Origin of the sequence: Pseudomonas lini, from assembly GCF_964063345.1 — a bacterium.
GTDB classification, from domain to species: domain Bacteria; phylum Pseudomonadota; class Gammaproteobacteria; order Pseudomonadales; family Pseudomonadaceae; genus Aquipseudomonas; species Aquipseudomonas lini_B.
The window spans coordinates 3,878,775-3,896,866 of sequence record NZ_OZ061318.1 but is presented as its reverse complement, the minus strand read 5'-3'; the positions used below and the strand labels follow the sequence as shown (position 1 = coordinate 3,896,866).

Here is an 18,092-nt window from a genome sequence, read left to right as displayed (position 1 = left end):
CATGGCCGATATTCTGAAAGATCTATAACGACTATCGAACCGCCATCGCGGGCAAGCCACGCTCCCACAGGTTTTGCGTCTTGCCCATTGTCGGCATACGACACAAACCCTGTGGGAGCGTGGCTTGCCCGCGATGGCGTCTTTACAGACGCCGGAGGTTACTTGGTGGGCTTGACCGTCACCGGCGCCTTCCCAGCCTTCATCTGCTCCAGCAACGGTGCACACTGATTCGGCTCTCCAGCGCTGGGCGCTATCAGCGCCAGCAAACCCGCCGCCGGCGCGGCGATCACACCCAATGCAACCATCCCGGCCCCGCGCAGCATCAACGGCACCGGTTTCACACCCGCATCCGGCTTGATGAACTTGCCCCGCACATACAGCGGCGAACGCAGCGAAATCAAACGCCAGCCCTTGGATTCCGGGGAGATGGTCAGGTCCAGTTGCTCGGTCGCCATGTTCGCCGTGCCGTCGACGTAGACGATCGCGTTCTCGGTATCGAAGACGAATAGCCGCGTGGTCGCCAGACCGGCCTTGATATCGAAATCGGCCGCCGCGCAGTTGATCTTCACTTCCTTGTCGCCAAAGATCTTGCCGACCACATAGTTACCGACGTTGAGCCCCGCCAACTCCATCAACTCGCGACTGATAGCGCCGTCATTCATCAGCATCTTCAGATTGCCGTCGGCAGTGCCCAGCAGTTTGGCCACCGAGTTGCCCCGGCCGGTCAGGTCGGCGTCGCCATTGAGCTCACCGAAACTGGTTTTCATGATTTCAAAGGTGGGAAACAGCTGCTTGAGCTTGAACTTGCGCGCCGTCAGTTTGGCCTGGCCCTCTAAAGGCTCAGTGCGCCCGTTCAGACGAATCTGCGCATCCAGATTGCCGCCAGCCACGCCGAAACGCAGGGGCTCGAGGCTGAGTACACCATCGGTCAGCACCAAATGAGTGTAGAGATCATTGAACGGCAGCTTTTCGCTGTGGACGATACGTTTGCCAGTGAATTCAACGTCGGCGTCCATCGCGCGCCAGCGCTCGGTCTTGAATTCCTCGACCGGCAGCACCTTATCCGCCGGCTGCTTGCTTTCACCGCCGCGGTCCTTTTGCTTGGTATTGGAGTCGGCGCCGATCAGCGGGGCCAGGTCGGTAAACAGCAGTTGATTGGACTCCAGCGCCCCGCTGAGTTTGGGCCTCGGCTGGCTCGCAACGTAGGTCAGGTTGCCATGGATGTCACTCTCGCCGATCTTGCCGTTGAAGCCCTCATAGCGATATACCGCCCCGCCCGGCTCATGCAGCTTGGCGATCAAATGCCCGTCGGTGGCGTAAGGCGGAGTATCCGGCAGCGTCACGCCGATCAGGGGATACAGATTGCCGAGGCTGGCACCGGCCAGTTTCAAGCGCAAATCCAGGGCGCCGAGGTTCAATGGATCGGTGAGCGTACCGGCCAGCTCGACGCTGGTGTCGGCGATCTTCGCTTGCGCCTGAAGCGGGAACGGCTTGGTGGCGTCCTGTAAAGCCAACAAGCCGCCGGTCTTGCCCTGGCCCGCCAGATTCTGACCGTGGTATTGGCCTTTGACCTTCAACGCGAAGGCGTAATCCTGTGGCGAACCACCCTTTTCAACCGTTTTTTTTGCCGCTTTGTCGCCAACAATGTCGCTGAATGGAATCGGTTTGCCCAACGGATCGATGAGCAGATCAAGCTGAGTCTTCAGCTTCTGGTCGTCGAGCGTGACGTGGCCCTTATCGAAGCCGATGGCACCGATGTCCAGCGCCCAGTTCGAAGGCTCCGCGTTCGGGTCTTTGGGGTCGAACTTGAACGTCCAGTTGGCGCGGCCGTCGGCCAGACGCTGCAGGTCGGCATTGGGTTCCCTCAGGTCGATACGCGGGATCACCACCCGCTGCGCCAGCAAGGCCAGCGGCGAAATGCGCAGCTCGACGCGTTTGAGGGTGGCCATCTGTGGTTGCTTCGACCAATCCGGGTTGCCCAGGCTCAGATCTTCAGCCACCACATGCGGCCACGGCACCCAGGCCCGCCAGCCGCCCTCGTCGGGCTCGCGCTGCCAGATCACCGCAAGGTTGCCATTGATGGCGAACGGACGATGCAGTTCTTCGGACACTTTGGCGTTCAGGGGCGGTTTGATCCGGTTCCAATCGAAGAACGCGATGATCAGAACCAATACCGCTAGCAAGACAATCAGGCTGGCGAAGGTCCAGGCGAGAATTTTACGAGTGCGCGTCATTGCACAGGGCTCCTGAATACGACTGAGCGCCCTGACTGCGACGCACTGATGAAACGTTAGGCCAGAACCGGCCTGCCATGAAATCTACGACTGACAAATGCGCCGCAGGTTTAACCGAAAGGCCATATGGACGCAAATGTCCGCCCCCACCCCAGTCATTTGACGTTACCCGCCCCGCACTTTTGCGAGGCAAAAGTGAGTTGAAAATACCCACTTCAGGGCAAAAACGCTCACCGGAAACGCCCGGTCTAGAGCCTTTCGGCGAAACAATCAATTCTGTTGATTATTACCATTGCGTTTATGAACTTTTATATCGACTTATCGAGAGTAGCATTGCCCTCGTACCCACTTTATCGCCCTCCCAAGGAGCAACCCATCATGAAACGCCAACTACTGCTTAGCCTGACCCTCTCGATGTTAGCCAGCACCGCTTTTGCTTTGCCGGCCGCTGATCAAGCCACTCCACAAGCCAAAGACAGCCACTCGGTGTTCAGCCAAACCGTTGCCGCTGAGGGTTCCGACCGCACACCACAAGGTCAGACCCTGGCCGAAGGTGGTAATGATCGCCTGAAAGAAAAAGGCCTGATCACTCAAGATGGCTCGGATCGCACCCCACAAGGGCAAACCCTGGCTGCCGATGGCACCGACCGCACTCCACAAGGCCAGACCCTGGCTGCCGATGGCACCGACCGCACCCCACAAGGCCAAACCCTGGCTGCCGACGGCACCGACCGCACTCCACAAGGCCAGACCCTGGCTGCCGATGGCACCGACCGCACCCCACAAGGCCAGACCCTGGCTGCCGATGGCACCGATCGCACTCCACAAGGCCAAACCCTTGCTGAAGGTGGTGGTGACCGTGTAATCGAACGCAACAGCGCTGTGAGCTAAGCCCATGGCGGCCCCGAAAAAAAGCCCAATCCCCGGATTGGGCTTTTGACTTTATAGAAGCTGCATTTCCCCGCGTGATCTCCCGATAGTCGTTCGACGCCAGCGAAGCCGATTTGCTAGAGTGCGCCGCTGTCCTTATCCAGAAAACACCCTTGCGATGCTGCCCCGCGCCGAACAGAAACAACAGACCCGCAACGCCCTGATGGACGCTGCCCGCCACCTGATGGAAAGCGGCCGAGGATTCGGCAGCCTGAGCCTGCGCGAAGTGAGCCGAACCGCCGGGATCGTCCCCACCGGTTTCTACCGGCATTTCGCCGACATGGATGAATTGGGCCTGGTGCTCGTGAGCGAAGTCGGTCAGACCTTCCGTGAAACCATCCGCCTGGTGCGCCATAACGAGTTCGTCATGGGCGGCATCATCGACGCCTCGGTGCGGATCTTTCTCGACGTGGTCACCGCCAATCGCTCGCAGTTTCTGTTTCTTGCCCGCGAACAGTACGGCGGCTCGCTGCCGGTGCGCCAGGCCATTGGCCGCTTGCGCGAAGACATCAGCTCGGACCTGGCGGCGGACTTGTCGCTGATGCCGAAACTGCAGCATCTGGACATCGCGGGGTTGGGTGTCATGGCTGATCTGATCGTTAAAAGCGTGTTCGCGACCCTGCCGGACATTATTGATCCCCCGGCCGAGGCGCTCCCCGAGCATTTGACGCCGCAGGCGAAGATCACGCAGCAGTTGCGCTTCATCTTCATAGGCCTAAAACACTGGCAAGGCCTCGGCAGCACCGAGTAAATACACCTCCTGTGGGAGCGAGCCTGCTCGCGATAGCGTCGCCACAGTCAACACTTGATGTGACTGATACTCCGCCATCGCGAGCAGGCTCGCTCCCACATTGGTGCGCGAAAACACCACGCGCACCAACATGATCCAAAATTCTGAACCATCCCCTACGCTCCGACAGGCATTTCCTACGCCTCCCCCGATTGGCAAGCCCCTTGCTCTATCCCTGAGCATTGCCCATTGCTGGAAGCCTTCCGATGCTGGTGATTCATCGCAGAATCGACTCTCAACCCGTCTGGGTCGCCGAGTTGCACCTGACCTTCGAAGCCCGGAGCAAAAGCCGCTTGCGCTGTTTCAGTGCCGAGGGTGAAGACGTCGGGTTGTTTTTGGAGCGCGGTCAGCCGCCGCTGTATGACGGCGAATGCCTGCAAGCCGAAGACGGGCGCGTCGTTCGCGTCTGCGCTCGCCCCGAACAATTGCTGCACGTTACCTGCGCCAACGCCTTCGAACTAACCCGCGCTGCCTATCATCTGGGCAACCGCCATGTGGCCCTGCAAGTCGGCGATGGCTGGTTGCGCCTGCTCGACGATTACGTGCTCAAGGCCATGCTCGAACAACTGGGCGCCAATGCCGAGAACATCGAAGCGCCATTCCAGCCAGAACACGGTGCTTACGGCGGCGGTCATCACCATTCGCGCCATGGCGATGAGGATTTCAACTACCCGCCGAAACTGCACCAGTTCGGCGTGCGCTTATGAACCCAGCCTGGGCGCTGCTGCGTCTGGCCAGCCCGCAGCTGCCGATTGGCGGCTACAGCTACTCCCAAGGTTTGGAGATGGCTGTGGATAACGGCCGCGTGAACGATCCCGATAGCGCGCGGCGCTGGATCAGCGATCAGTTGCGGCTCAATCTCGCGCGTTTCGAAGCGCCGCTACTGCTCGCCCATTGCACCGCTGCGGCTGAAGAAAACTGGGCCGAATTGCTGCAACGCTGTGAAGAGCATCGCGCCAGCCGGGAAACCCGTGAGCTACATCAGGAAAGTCGGCAGATGGGTTATTCGTTGAAGCAACTGCTCAACGGTTTACCGGAACTGGATGCACCTGCCCGGGCCTTTCTCGACCAATGCCCTGAACCACACCTGGCCCTTGGCTGGGCGCTGGCGGCCCGCGCCTGGCAGATCAGCCCGCAAGATGCGCTGGCCGCCTGGCTCTGGAGCTGGCTGGAAAACCAATTGGCGGTGTTGATGAAAACCCTGCCCCTGGGCCAGCAAGCCGCCCAACGCCTGACCAGTGAACTGCTGCCGCTGCTGCAACAGGCCCAGCAAGACGCCACCCGAATCAACCCCGAACACACTGGCAGCGCCGCTTTCGGCCTGTCCCTGGCGTGCATGGCCCATGAGCGCCAGTACAGCCGACTGTTCCGTTCCTAGGGCCTTTTACTTTGGAGAATCACATGAACGCACAACCTCTGCGCGTCGGCATCGGCGGCCCGGTCGGTTCCGGCAAAACCGCCCTGACCCTGGCCCTGTGCCTGGCCTTGCGTGACCGCTACAACCTCGCCGTCGTGACCAACGACATCTACACCCGCGAAGATGCCGACTTCCTGGTGCGCAACGAAGCCTTGGCGCCCGAGCGAATCATCGGCGTGGAAACCGGCGGCTGCCCGCACACGGCGATCCGCGAAGACGCCTCGATCAACCTCGAAGCCGTGGATCAACTGAACCGACGCTTCCCGGGGCTGGACCTGATCCTGGTGGAGTCCGGTGGCGACAATCTCTCAGCGACCTTCAGCCCGGAACTGTCCGACCTGACTATCTACGTGATCGACGTTTCGGCCGGCGACAAACTGCCGCGCAAGGGCGGTCCCGGCATCTGCAAATCCGATCTGCTGGTGATCAACAAGATCGACCTCGCGCCGCTGGTGGGTGCCTCGCTAGAGATGATGGACAGCGACACTCAACGCATGCGCAACGGCAAGCCATTCGTCTTCAGCAATCAGAAAACCGGCCAGGGCCTGGAAGCAATCATCGCCTTCATCGAACGCCAAGGCTTGCTGACTGCGGCCTGATCACACTTATCAACAAGGAAGCTTATCCATGACACTGAAACGCATTCTGGGCGCCATGGCCCTGCTGCTGACCCCGGCCATCGCGTTCGCTCACCCGGGCCACGGCGACAATGGTTTGATGGCCGGCATCAGCCACCCGATCGGCGGACTCGATCATTTGTTGGCAATGGTTGCCGTGGGGTTGTGGGCCGCACAACAGAAAGGTGCCGCGCGCTGGGCGCTGCCCTGCACGTTCGTGGGCACTATGCTGATCGGCGGCCTGCTGGGTTTTGAAGGGCTGAACCTGCCGGCGCTGGAAAGCGGGATTGCGGCATCGGTATTGGCATTGGGCCTGGCGGTGGCTTTGGCGGTGCGTCCGCCGTTGAGCCTGGCGGTGGGTGCGACGGCATTGTTTGCGCTGTTTCATGGCGTGGCGCATGGACTGGAGTTGCCGGAGATATCGAGCCCTTGGGCGTATGCGGCGGGGTTTGTGGTGGCGACGGCTGCGTTGCATGCAGCGGGTTATGCGGTGGTTCGAGTGCTGCCTCAAGCGGCAGCGCCGTTGATTCGGTTAGCGGGTGCGGCTTCGGCGGCGACTGGGGTGTGGTTGCTGGCGGGTTGATTCTCTAGCGCCTGAACTGGCCTCTTCGCGGGCAAGCCTCGCTCCCACAGGATATTCGTCGCCAACACAGATCGTGTGAATACCGATGATCCCTGTGGGAGCGGGCTTGCCCGCGATAGCGTCCGATCAGACACCGCCTCTCTCAAGCCTGCCTCTCTGCTACCATGTCGCGCAATCGCCCCTGCCGTGACGACGCCAGCCAATGCCCTCTGTTTCCCGCTCTGCTTCCCAGCCTGAATTGACCGCCCTGTTCGCCTCGGTGCAACAGCACTTCCAGGACGTGATCGTGCCGCTCTGGCAAGGCCCCGGCTGGAATGCCGACATGGCATTGCCGTATGAAGCGCTGGACGCCGAGCATCAGCCGCTGCCACCACAGCGCTACCGGGCCATGGCTTGCGCGCGGCAGCTGTATCTGTTTTCCAGCCTGATCGGCCAAGTGCCTCAGGCCGAAGAACGGGCGGCGGCGCTGTTCCGTTCCTTGCAACAGCATTTCCACGATGCCGAGCATGGCGGCTGGTTCTACAGCATCGACCCGCAAGGTGCGCCGCTGGATCAACGCAAAGACCTCTACACCCACGCCTTCATCCTGTTCGCCTGCGCCCATTACTGGGACAAGGTTCGCGAACCGCTGGTGGCGTCGGTGCTCAACGCCACGCTGGAAGTGTTGGCGCAGCGCTTCGCCACAGGCGACGGCCTGTACGAAGCCAGCCTGGAGCGTGATTGGTCCTCGCTCAACTCCGGGCCGCTGCAGAATCCATTGATGCATTTGGCCGAAGCCTTCCTCGCCATCCTTTCGGTGCGCGAGGACGCCGCTGTGCAGAGCGCGCTTGTCGAGTTATGCACAGCCATGCAGAAGCGCTTCATCGACCCGCAACACGCGGTATTGATGGAAAAGCCGCTGGGCGCTGTGGATAACTGGTTCGAACCGGGCCATCAGTTCGAATGGTATTTCCTGCTGGAATCCTCACCGTTGCTGCGCGGCTCGAAACTGCACGCCTCGCTGGACCGCGCGTTTGCGTTCACCGAGCAACTGGGCGTGGATCAGCAGACTGGTGCGGTGCGAGCGATGCTGGAACTGGACGATGAACCTCGCGACGCGACCCAACGCATCTGGGCCCAAGCCGAATACCTGCGTGCCCTGACTTTGCGTCCGGGCAGCGAAGCCTCTGTGCAGCGTCAATTGCTGGCGCTGCAACAGCGCTTTTTGCATGCGGGCGGCTGGTATGAGTGTCGCGATGTGCAGGGCGAAGTGAGCCGCAAGGACATGCCTTCGACCACGCCTTATCACTTGGCGACCTGTTATCGCGGGTTGGCCGAATATCTTCGCTGACTGAGAGATAGCCATCGCGGGCAAGCCACGCTCCCACAGGGTTTGTGTCGTTCGCGAAATGGCGATTCAACACAAACCCTGTGGGAGCGTGGCTTGCCCGCGATGGCCGTTACGCAGTCTTAAGCTTTGGCATTACGCTCAATGGCAAACCCGCTCCAGGTCTGGCTCACCGGCATCAGCTCGAGGCTGTTGATGTTGATGTGGGCCGGTGCGTTGAGCACCCAGAAAATGGTCTCGGCGATGTCTTGCGGCTGGATCGGCTCGGCGCCGGCGTAAGTGGCGTTGTAACGCTCCTGGTCACCGGCGAAACGCACCAGCGAGAATTCGCTCTCGCACAGGCCCGGTTCGATGTTGCTGACCCGCACGCCCGTACCTTGCAGATCGCAACGCAGGTTCAGGGAGAACTGTTTGACGAACGCTTTGCTCGCGCCATACACGTGGCTGCCCGGGTACGGGTAGTTGCCGGCGATGGAACCGAGGTTGACGATGCCGGCGCCACGACCGTGGGCGATCAAACGCGGTAACAACAGGCGAGTGCTGTACATCAGGCCTTTGATGTTGGTATCGACCATGGTGTCCCAATCATCAAGATCGCACTTGGGGGCCGGGTCCACGCCCAAGGCCAGGCCGGCGTTGTTGATCAGCCCGCGCAGCTTGGCGAAGGACGGCGGCAGGCTGGCAATCGCCTCCTCCATGGCCTTGCGATCGCGGACGTCGAGCACCAGCCCATGGACCTCGGTCTGCTTCGACAACTCGGCGCACAGGGCGTTGAGGCGCTCTTCACGACGACCTGTCAGCACCAGTTTCCAGCCGGCTTCGGCAAAACGACGGGCACAGGCTTCACCAAAACCGGAAGTCGCGCCGGTAATAAACAGGGTGTTGGACATCGTGTTCTCCTTGCTTCGGCTGATCGACAGCCCTTGGAATAGAAAATCAATTGCCAGCATGCCCGGCCTTGTCCACAGCGGCAACCATCGCAAAAACCGTACAAAAAACAATCAACACCGGCAACGCCATATGCGCTGGGGCTTGCAGCCATGTACGCGCACCTTATCCACAGGCCGGTCCACAGTTTCCGGGGGCAAGTGCAAAAGCTGCAAGCCGCTGCCCACAAGGCTTTGCGGGCAGATTAGAAAGTTTTTTGCTTGACCCTCGGGTACCTGCTGTGTAACCCCGGGCAATTTGCACGACCGGGCGGTCAAACCGACGATGGCTCCAAGCCAGTAACTACGGCCCTCAGCCGACTCTTTCCAGAGTTTAACCACAGACTTATCCACAGGCTTGTGCACCTCGATTCATACCAGGTTTGCCCCTAACAAAAAGGTTGACAAAGGCAGCTCGAGGTCCAGCAAAAACACCTGATCAAAAAACAACCATATCTCTGTAAGCCACGGATTCAAAGGCTTTCAGCCAGCTACTCCCACGTTATTCACAGCCAGCTCCACAGCAAACGGGGACAAGTCAAAACCGTGATAAAACAGCAATTTGCAGCGGTTTTATGTCGCGCTTTGAGAGGTCATGAATATTGTTTTCCACAATTTGCCCGCGGTCCCTGTGGGAGCGGGCTTGCTCGCGAAGAGGGAGTGTCAGTCGACATCAATGTTGCCTGGCCCACCGCCTTCGCGAGCAAGCCCGCTCCCACAGGGTTAGTGGTGTTTGATAGATAGAAAAAAGCCCCGGCGATTGCTCGTCGGGGCTTGTTTGTTGCAACGGCGAACTCAGTGGCCGCCGAGGTAGGCGTTGCGCACCTCATCGTTCACCAGCAACTCCTTGCCGGTGCCGCTGAGGCGGATCTCGCCGTTGACCATCACGTACGCCCGGTCCGACAACTTGAGGGCGTGGTTGGCGTTCTGCTCCACCAGAAAGATGGTCATGCCGGTGCTGGCCAGTTCCCGCAGGGTCGCGAAGATCTGTTTCACCACAATCGGCGCCAGCCCCAGGCTCGGCTCATCGAGCAGCAACAGCTTCGGCCGGCTCATGAGCGCCCGGGCGATGGCGAGCATTTGCTGTTCGCCGCCGGACATGGTCATGGCGCGCTGGGTACGCCGCTCTTCGAGCCGTGGAAACAACTCGAACATGCGCTGCATGTCTTCCTTGGCGTACTTGTCACCGATTGGAATCGTACCCATCAGCAAGTTTTCCTCGACGGTCATGTCAGGGAATACCCGCCGGCCTTCCGGCGATTGAGCGATACCGTTGGACGCAATGTAGTGGGACGACTTGTGCGTGATATCCACACCCTGATAGATGATTTGCCCGTCAGCGGCCCGCGGCTGGCCGAAGATCGACATCAGCAGGGTCGATTTGCCGGCACCGTTGGAGCCAATCAGGCTGACGGTTTCACCTTCATTGATGTGCAACGAGACTTTCTTCAGGGCCTGAATCGGCCCGTAGAACACGTCCAGATCCTTGAGTTCGAGGATGGGTGCACTCATACCACTTCCTCTTCTTCGGCGCCCAGGTAGGCGGCAATCACTTTCGGATCGTGTCGAATCGCTTCAGGCCCGCCCTCGGCGATGACAACGCCGTGGTCCAGCACCACGATGTGGTCGGAAATACTCATTACCATGCCCATGTCGTGTTCGATCAGCACCACGGTCAGATCGTGCTCGTCGCGCAGCAGCCGGATCATCGCGCTCAGCGCTTCGGTTTCCTGAGGGTTGAGGCCGGCGGCCGGTTCGTCAAGGCAGATGATCTGCGGCCGGGTGCACATGGCCCGGGCGATCTCCAGACGGCGTTGCTGACCGTAAGACAGCTCACCGGCCAGGCGGTTGGCGCAGTCCACCAGGTTCACCACTTCCAGCCAATAGAACGCGTGGTCCAGCGCATCGCTTTCGGCCTTGCGGTAACCCTTGGTGTTGAGGATGCCGGCCAGCATGTTGCGGTTGACCCACATGTGTTGGGCCACCAGCAGGTTTTCCAGCACCGACATTTCCTTGAACAGGCGAATGTTCTGGAAAGTCCGCGCCAGACCGGCACGGTTGATCAGGTGCGTGCCACCGAACATCTTGTAGCGGAGCCGGCTGACGAAGCTTTTCGGCGAAACGAAATCGATGGCCTTGAACGGTTCCCCGAGCATTTTGATGACGTCGGTTTTCACCCCACGGGCATTGAGTTCGATATGCCCGCCGGACGCTTTATAGAACCCGGTCAGGCAGTTGAACACAGTGGTCTTGCCCGCGCCGTTGGGGCCGATCAATGCGAAGATCGAGTTGCGTTTGACTTGCAGGCTGACGTTACTCAGGGCCTTGATGCCGCCGAAGTGCATCATCAGATTTTCGACTGAGAGAACGATTTCTTCGCTCATGGCGCCACTCCTTTACGTGGGGTCACACCGGTGCGGCTGATCCGAATCAGGCCGCGCGGTCGCCAGATCATCATCAACACCATCAGGATGCCGAACAGCAGCACGCGATATTCAGCGAAGCCGCGCAGCAGTTCCGGGGCTACAGTCAGCACGAACGCCGCAATCACCACGCCGATGGTCGAACCCATGCCGCCGAGTACCACGATGGCGAGGATCAGTGCCGATTCGAAGAAGGTGAACGAGGTCGGGTTGACGAAACCCTGATAGGTGGCGAAGAACACACCGGCCAGACCGGCAGTCGATGCACCGATGGTGAATGCCGAGAGTTTCACCAGAACGTGATTCAGGCCCATGGAGCGGCAGGCGATTTCGTCTTCACGCAAGGCTTCCCAGGCGCGACCGACCGGCATGCGGGTCAAGCGATGCTTGATGTACAGCACGGCCAGAACCACCAGGAACAACACCGCGTATATGAAGTAGTACTTCACGTCCGGGTTATAGGCGATGCCGAAGAACTCATGGAACGGGACGCCCCCCTCCTTCGCTCTTTTGCCGAACTCGAGGCCGAAGAACGTCGGCAATGGAGCCGCCATACCGTTCGGGCCGCCGGTCAGGGACAGCCAGTTATTGAGGATCAACCGGATGATTTCACCAAACCCCAGGGTCACGATCGCCAAGTAGTCACCGTGCAGGCGCAGCACCGGAAAACCCAGGATGCAACCGGCCAACCCGGCAGTGATCGCCGCCAGCGGCAGCACCGTCCAGAAACCCAGCCCCAGGTATTGATAACCGAGCGCCAGCCCATAGGCACCGATGGCGTAGAACGCCACGTAACCCAGGTCGAGCAGCCCGGCCAGGCCGACCACGATGTTCAGCCCAAGCCCCAGCAGCACGTAGATCAGCCCGAGGATGACCACACCCAGCAGGTAGGAGTTGGAGAAAAAAGGAAACACCACGGCGATAACGATCATCACCGGGATGATCCAGCGCAAGCGGGATTTGTAATCAGGCGGCAGTACATGAACCCCGGAGCCGGTGCTTTCAAAGCCTTCAAGAATTCTCAGGCCCTTGGGGGTTTGCAGGAACAGGCTCAAGGCAAAGCGGCCGGCCATGACGATGGCGACAATCCATGCCACCCGGGTCGCTTCCAGGTTGAAGCCGTAGCCGTCGAGGACTATGCCGACAATCGGGCCGAACACAATCAGGGCCACCAGACCGGCAAGAATCGCGTCAACCAGGCTTTTTTTGAGATCAATGGTTTTTTTAGTGGTTGAAGACATCGCTTACACCTTCGACACAAGAGGACGGCCGAGCAGGCCTTGGGGCCGAAAGACCAGAACGAGAACGAGCAGCGAGAAGCTGAAAACGTCTTTGTAGTCCGAGTTGACCAATCCTGAGAACAGCGACTCGGAGATCCCGAGAATGATCCCGCCGAGCATCGCACCTGGCAGCGAGCCGATCCCACCGAGCACCGCGGCGGTGAACGCCTTGATGCCAATGATGAAGCCCGCGTAGAAGTCGAATGTGCCGTAGTTCATGGTGATCAGCACGCCGGCCAGGGCCGCCATCGCAGCACCAATGATGAACACGTAGGAAATGACGCGATCGGTGTTGATCCCCAGGATCGAGGCCATCTTGCGGTCTTGCTGAGTGGCGCGGCACATGCGGCCGAGCTTGGTGTACTTGATGACGTAGGTCAGCAGGCCCATCCCGACAAACGCTGCGACCAGAATGAAGATCTTGGTGTAGGTAAGCTGGACGAAGCCGCTCCCGACCTCAACGCGCCATGCACCGGTCAGCAGTGTCGGTACGCCTTGTTGACGGGCGCCTTGGGCAATCTGTGCATAGTTTTGCAGGATCAGCGAAATACCGATGGCGCTGATCAGCGGTGCCAGCCGGGTGGAGTTGCGCAGCGGTTTATAGGCGACGCGTTCGATGACCCAGCCATACACCGCCGTGACGATGATGGTGAAGACCAGTGTGCCAAGCATCAGCAGGGGGAAGGATTCAATACCGAAGTATGCCAGCAGAGCCAGACTGATTGCCGCGAGGTAAGCGGAAATCATGTAAACCTCGCCGTGGGCGAAGTTGATCATGCCGATGATGCCATAGACCATTGTGTAGCCGATGGCGATCAGGCCATAGACCGACCCGAGGGTCAGGCCGTTGACCAGTTGCTGCAGGAAAATACCATCCATAACGCAATCTCACGCAGTGAGAACCTGCACGCCTGAGGGTGTGCGGTTCTTCTAGGGAAAATACAGATTTACGTCGGAGCAATGTCAGGCGCGATCAGCCCAGACACCATCGCCCCTGTGGGAGCTGGCTTGCCAGCGATAGCGGTTGAACATTCAACAAAGTTGTCGTCTGCCAGGCCGTCATCGCGGGCAAGTCGGATCGCTGCACCGCCGCTCCCACAAGGAACTGAGGGATCAGGCGATCGCGTCAGCCCTTACTTCTGTTTTTCCAGCTGGTGGTATTTGCCATCCTTGTCCCACTGGTAAACCACGTAGTCGGAGACTTTCAGGTCGCCCTTGGCGTCCCAGGTCTTCTCGCCCATCACGGTTTTGACCGGATTTTTCTTCAGCCACTCGGCGGCTTTCTCGCCACTGTTGGATTTGGCGCCATTGAAGGCTGCAGCCAGGGTCTGGACCGAAGCATAGGCGTACAGGGTGTAGCCTTCAGGCTCGGTGCCTTTCTTGCGGAACTCGTCCACGACGGTCTTGCTCTCTGGGAGCATGCGTGGGTCGGCACCAAAGGTCATCAGCACGCCGTCAACGAATTGCGGACCGCCAGCGGTGGTCACCAGTTCGTCGGTCACGATGCCGTCGTCGGACATGAACTTGACGTCTTTGAGGCCTTGCTCGCGCAGTTGACGAACCAGAGGACCGGCTTCCGGGTGCAGGCCACCGAAGTAAACGACATCGGCGCCAGCGCCGCGGATTTTGGTGACGATGGTGCTGAAATCTTTTTCGCCACGGGTCAGGCCTTCATACAGCACCGGTTTCACGCCGCGTTTTTCCAGCTGGGCCTTGGTAGCATCCGCCAGGCCTTGACCGTAGGTGTCCTTGTCGTGCAGGACCACCACTTTCTTGCCCTTGAGTATGTCGACGATGTAGTCACCGGCCACGATGCCTTGCTGGTCGTCACGCCCGCACATACGGAACATGGCACTCAGGCCGCGCTCGGTAACAGCCGGGTTGGTGGAACCTGGAGTGATCGCGATGATGCCTGCTTCGTCGTAGATCTCGGAGGCCGGGATGGTCGACGAGGAGCAGAAGTGACCGACTACGCCAGCGACTTTCTGGTTGGTCAGGTCCTTGGCGACCGTCACAGCCTGTTTCGGTTCGCAGGCGTCATCGCCTTTGACCAGTACGATTTTTTCCCCGTTTACACCGCCAGCGGCGTTGACTGCATCAGCCGCTGCCTGCGCACCCTTCATGTACTGCTCGCCAAATGCGGCGTTGGCGCCCGTCATCGGCCCCGCCACACCAATTTTCACATCAGCCTGTGCAAACGCAGAAACACCCAATGCAGTTGCCACTGCGAGGGCAAGAAAGCCTTTCTTGTAAAACGTCTGGGACATGAGGTGGTGCTCCAAGGTTTTTTTTAGTTGGCACTGCGACTTCTCTGAATGCTCAGAGCAAGGGCCGTGCCATCGGTTTTTTATTCTGGGAAAAGTCGCTGCCTTATTGTTTTTTCGACTGTTTCGGGCCCATTTTCATTGGGCGTGCAACCGTCTAAACCGCGAGAGGTGAAACCTTTTATGTTTAAAGGCGCAACCCGCACGCGCCATCATTGCAACCGCAGCCCCAAACGATGTGCAACCAGCCTGTAACAGCTCGCGTCACCGAACTGCACACTGCTGGTGCGGGGACTGCTACAACCCGCACCATTACAGGCTAGCCGCTTCGCTGAAAATCGCCGCTTCCAGCAACATATTTCAACAATCAGATCACGATCCGCAGGCACTGGCCCGCGTGATACAACGAAAATCCAGCCTCATACAGGCAGCTTCGCAGCCCGACACCCGCCAATGGCTGCATGGGGGCGAAGGGAATCGGCAAAGCCTGAGGATTTCCGTTACATAAATAATCGGCAAAGGCTTTGCCGACCACTGTACCGGTGGTTACGCCGCGACCGTTGTAACCGGTGACGGCCACCAGCCCCGGCGCCGGCTCGAACAGGCGCATCAAATGATCAGGGGTGAAGGCGATGCAACCGGTCCAGGTGCATTCCCACTCCACCGGTTTCAGGTACGGAAAGTAATGCTGCTGAACCCGGTCGGCCCAGGCTTTCAGGAACCAGGTCGGTTTCTGGTTGCCATTGCCGAGACTGCCGAGCAACAACCGTCCTTCGGCATCGCGACGGATACTGCTGAGTACCTGCCGGGTGTCCCAGGAACCCTGGCCGCCGGGCAGAATCTGTTGCGCGGCGTCTTCGGTCAGCGGCACCGAGGCCACTTGATAGTAATAACCGGGGAAGAAATTGCGCCGCAGCTCCGTCCAGTCACCTTCGGTATAGGCGTTGGAGGCGATGACCACCTGCTCGGCCAGCACCGAACCCTGGGCGGTTTGCACCGACCAGCGCTGGCCCTGACGTTCAAGTCGGGTCACCGGGGAATGATCGAACAGCTGACCGCCGAGGCTGATGGCCGCATTGGCCAGCCCCGTGGTGTAGGCCATCGGGTTTATCGTGCCGGCACGCCGATCGAGCAGAGCGGCGGCGATCTTTTTTGTGCCGGTGGCTTGTTCGCAGGCTTGACCGGTTAACAGTTCCACCGGTGCACCGCGACGCTTCCATTGTTCTTCGCGACTGCGCAGATCCGCCTCGCCCCGCGCGTTGTGCGCCATGTGCAGCGTGCCTTCGCGGCGTAACTGGCAATCGATGTTGTATTTGTCGACCAGGCTGAACACCAGCGACGGCGCCGCACCCAGCATGCGGTTGAGCTGACTGCCGACCGCCTCGCCGAAACCGGCTTCGATTTCATCCGGTGGAATCCACATCCCGGCGTTGACCAGCCCGACGTTACGCCCCGAACCGCCATGCCCGGCGCGATGCGCTTCCAGCACACAGACACTTTTACCTTGTTCCAGCAGATGCACCGCCGCCGACAGGCCGGTGAAACCGGCACCGATGACGCAGACATCCACCGTCACCTCGCCCTTGAGCGCCGCGTTGTCGGGCCTTTGCGGCGTCAGTTTTTCCCACAGACACTCTTCGCGTAACGGCATTGCCAGACTCCAATCCGAAACCTAACCAACACACCATTCCCCTGTGGGAGCGGGCTTGCCCGCGATAGCGTCAGCACATTCAACATCTGAGTGACTGACAGATTGCTATCGCGGGCAAGCCCGCTCCCACAGTGTTTTTCATGGGTTCAAAGGAAGCCGTCAGTCGAACGTAATCCCCTGAGCCAACGGCAACTCCAGCGAATAGTTCACGGTATTGGTCTGCCGGCGCATGTACCCGCGCCATGCATCCGAACCGGATTCACGACCACCGCCCGTTTCCTTCTCACCGCCAAACGCGCCGCCGATCTCTGCGCCGCTCGGGCCGATGTTGACGTTGGCGATGCCGCAATCGCTGCCCACCGCCGACATGAACCGCTCGGCTTCACGCACATCGGTGGTGAAAATGCACGACGACAGGCCTTGTGGCACGGCGTTGTTCAGGCGCAGCGCCTCTTCAAAATCGTTGTAACCGATCACGTACAGAATCGGCGCGAAGGTTTCGTCGCGTACCACATCGCTCTGCTCCGGCATTTCGACGATGGCTGGCGAAACGTAGTAAGCGTTGGGGAATTTTTCTTCCAGCTGACGCTTGCCGCCAAACACCCGGCCGCCTTCGCTCAAGGCCTGCTCAAGCGCGTCCTGCATGTTTTCGAAGCTGTGTTTGTCGATCAGCGGACCCACCAGATTGCCTTCCAGCGGATGGCCGATGCGCACCTTGGAGTAAGCGGCCTTGAGGCGGGTGATGATTTCTTCCTTCACCGACTCATGGGCAATCAGGCGACGCAAAGTAGTGCAACGCTGACCGGCGGTGCCGACGGCGCTGAACAGAATCGCCCGTACGGCCATGTCCAGATCGGCGCTCGGGCCGAGGATCATTGCGTTGTTGCCGCCCAGCTCGAGAATGCTGCGGGCAAAACGTGCAGCGATTTTCGGCGCCACTTCGCGGCCCATGCGGGTGCTGCCGGTGGCGCTGACCAGCGCGACACGCGGGTCATCGACCAGGGCTTCGCCAGCATCGCGACCACCAATAATCACCTGGCTCAGGTGCGGCGGTGCATCGCTGAAATTCTTCAGGACGCGGTCGAACAACGCCTGGCAGGCCAACGCGGTCAGCGGGGTTTTCTCCGACGGTTTCCAGATCACCGGGTTACCGCAGACCAGTGCCAGCGTCGCGTTCCAGGCCCAAACGGCGACCGGGAAGTTGAACGCACTGATCACGCCGACGACGCCCAGCGGATGCCAGGTTTCGCGCATGTGGTGGCCAGGACGCTCGGAGGCGATGGTCAAACCGTACAGCTGACGGGACAGACCGACCGCGAAGTCGCAGATGTCGATCATTTCCTGAACTTCACCCAAACCTTCCTGAGTGATCTTGCCGGCCTCCCAGGAAACCAGCTCACCGAGGTCGGCCTTGTACTCGCGCAAGATGTCGCCCAATTGGCGCACCAATTCGCCACGGCGCGGCGCTGGAACCTTGCGCCACAGTTCGAACGCATGATCTGCGCGACTGATGTGCTGCTCGACTTCAGCGGCGCCTTCCCAGTTCACGGCAGCGATACGGCTGCCATCGATAGGCGAATGCACCGGCACTTTGCCGTTCTGATACAGGGCCGGGTTCACACCAAGACGATCAAGCAATGCGGCAACCAT

At 59.9% G+C, this 18,092-nt stretch carries 16 protein-coding genes; 7 read left to right on the top strand and 9 right to left on the bottom strand.

The genetic code is table 11. The features are described from left to right. Nucleotides 1-158: 158 nt before the first annotated feature. Nucleotides 159-2,234: an AsmA family protein gene (locus AB3226_RS17620; protein WP_367373981.1), complete on the bottom strand. Its 2,076-nt coding sequence runs from the start codon at nucleotides 2,232-2,234 to the stop codon at nucleotides 159-161. Nucleotides 2,235-2,612: 378 nt separating this feature from the next. On the opposite strand from AB3226_RS17620, the gene AB3226_RS17615 reads away from it, so the two are divergent. From AB3226_RS17615 to AB3226_RS17585, 7 genes are all read left to right on the top strand, one after another. After that, the gene (locus tag AB3226_RS17615; RefSeq protein WP_367373980.1) at nucleotides 2,613-3,125 is read left to right on the top strand and encodes a hypothetical protein; all 513 of its coding nucleotides are present in this window, start codon (nucleotides 2,613-2,615) and stop codon (nucleotides 3,123-3,125) included. 157 nt (nucleotides 3,126-3,282) lie between these two features. Then, nucleotides 3,283-3,915, top strand: a complete 633-nt coding sequence (locus tag AB3226_RS17610; RefSeq protein ID WP_367373979.1) for a TetR family transcriptional regulator — start codon at nucleotides 3,283-3,285, stop codon at nucleotides 3,913-3,915. 245 nt (nucleotides 3,916-4,160) lie between these two features. After that, entirely contained in the window at nucleotides 4,161-4,661 is a 501-nt protein-coding gene (gene ureE, locus AB3226_RS17605; protein ID WP_367373978.1) for an urease accessory protein UreE, read from the top strand. Next, entirely contained in the window at nucleotides 4,658-5,332 is a 675-nt protein-coding gene (locus AB3226_RS17600; RefSeq protein WP_367373977.1) for an urease accessory protein UreF, read from the top strand. The genes ureE and AB3226_RS17600 overlap by 4 nt, the downstream gene beginning before the upstream one ends. 23 nt (nucleotides 5,333-5,355) lie before the next feature. Continuing rightward, nucleotides 5,356-5,970, top strand: coding sequence for an urease accessory protein UreG (ureG, locus tag AB3226_RS17595; protein WP_038978736.1), 615 nt, complete (start codon nucleotides 5,356-5,358; stop codon nucleotides 5,968-5,970). A 28-nt stretch (nucleotides 5,971-5,998) separates the two neighbouring features. Then, nucleotides 5,999-6,571, top strand: a complete 573-nt coding sequence (locus AB3226_RS17590; RefSeq protein WP_367373976.1) for a HupE/UreJ family protein — start codon at nucleotides 5,999-6,001, stop codon at nucleotides 6,569-6,571. A 202-nt stretch (nucleotides 6,572-6,773) separates the two neighbouring features. Continuing rightward, nucleotides 6,774-7,901, top strand: a complete 1,128-nt coding sequence (locus AB3226_RS17585) for an AGE family epimerase/isomerase (RefSeq protein ID WP_367373975.1) — start codon at nucleotides 6,774-6,776, stop codon at nucleotides 7,899-7,901. 119 nt (nucleotides 7,902-8,020) lie between these two features. On the opposite strand, the gene AB3226_RS17580 is transcribed toward AB3226_RS17585, so the two are convergent. The 8 genes from AB3226_RS17580 to AB3226_RS17545 all read right to left on the bottom strand — a co-directional run bounded on the left by AB3226_RS17580 (nucleotide 8,021) and on the right by AB3226_RS17545 (nucleotide 18,092). Further along, entirely contained in the window at nucleotides 8,021-8,788 is a 768-nt protein-coding gene (locus AB3226_RS17580; RefSeq protein WP_367373974.1) for an SDR family oxidoreductase, read from the bottom strand. Nucleotides 8,789-9,619: 831 nt separating this feature from the next. After that, a complete protein-coding gene (locus AB3226_RS17575) occupies nucleotides 9,620-10,336 on the bottom strand; it encodes an ABC transporter ATP-binding protein (protein WP_030128307.1) in 717 nt (238 codons plus the stop codon). Then, nucleotides 10,333-11,208, bottom strand: a complete 876-nt coding sequence (locus tag AB3226_RS17570; protein WP_367373973.1) for an ABC transporter ATP-binding protein — start codon at nucleotides 11,206-11,208, stop codon at nucleotides 10,333-10,335. The genes AB3226_RS17575 and AB3226_RS17570 overlap by 4 nt, the downstream gene beginning before the upstream one ends. Next, complete coding sequence (gene livM / locus AB3226_RS17565; RefSeq protein WP_367373972.1) at nucleotides 11,205-12,488, bottom strand: high-affinity branched-chain amino acid ABC transporter permease LivM; 1,284 nt, start codon at nucleotides 12,486-12,488, stop codon at nucleotides 11,205-11,207. Before livM ends, AB3226_RS17570 begins: the two co-directional genes overlap by 4 nt. A 3-nt stretch (nucleotides 12,489-12,491) precedes the next feature. After that, nucleotides 12,492-13,406, bottom strand: coding sequence for an ABC transporter permease subunit (locus AB3226_RS17560; protein ID WP_008009775.1), 915 nt, complete (start codon nucleotides 13,404-13,406; stop codon nucleotides 12,492-12,494). A gap of 254 nt (nucleotides 13,407-13,660) precedes the next feature. Continuing rightward, entirely contained in the window at nucleotides 13,661-14,794 is a 1,134-nt protein-coding gene (locus AB3226_RS17555; RefSeq protein ID WP_367373971.1) for an ABC transporter substrate-binding protein, read from the bottom strand. A 364-nt stretch (nucleotides 14,795-15,158) separates the two neighbouring features. Continuing rightward, nucleotides 15,159-16,442: an NAD(P)/FAD-dependent oxidoreductase gene (locus AB3226_RS17550; RefSeq protein WP_367373970.1), complete on the bottom strand. Its 1,284-nt coding sequence runs from the start codon at nucleotides 16,440-16,442 to the stop codon at nucleotides 15,159-15,161. A 159-nt stretch (nucleotides 16,443-16,601) separates the two neighbouring features. Continuing rightward, nucleotides 16,602-18,092 (bottom strand): aldehyde dehydrogenase family protein, encoded by a 1,491-nt coding sequence (locus tag AB3226_RS17545; RefSeq protein ID WP_367373969.1) that lies wholly within the window; start codon nucleotides 18,090-18,092, stop codon nucleotides 16,602-16,604.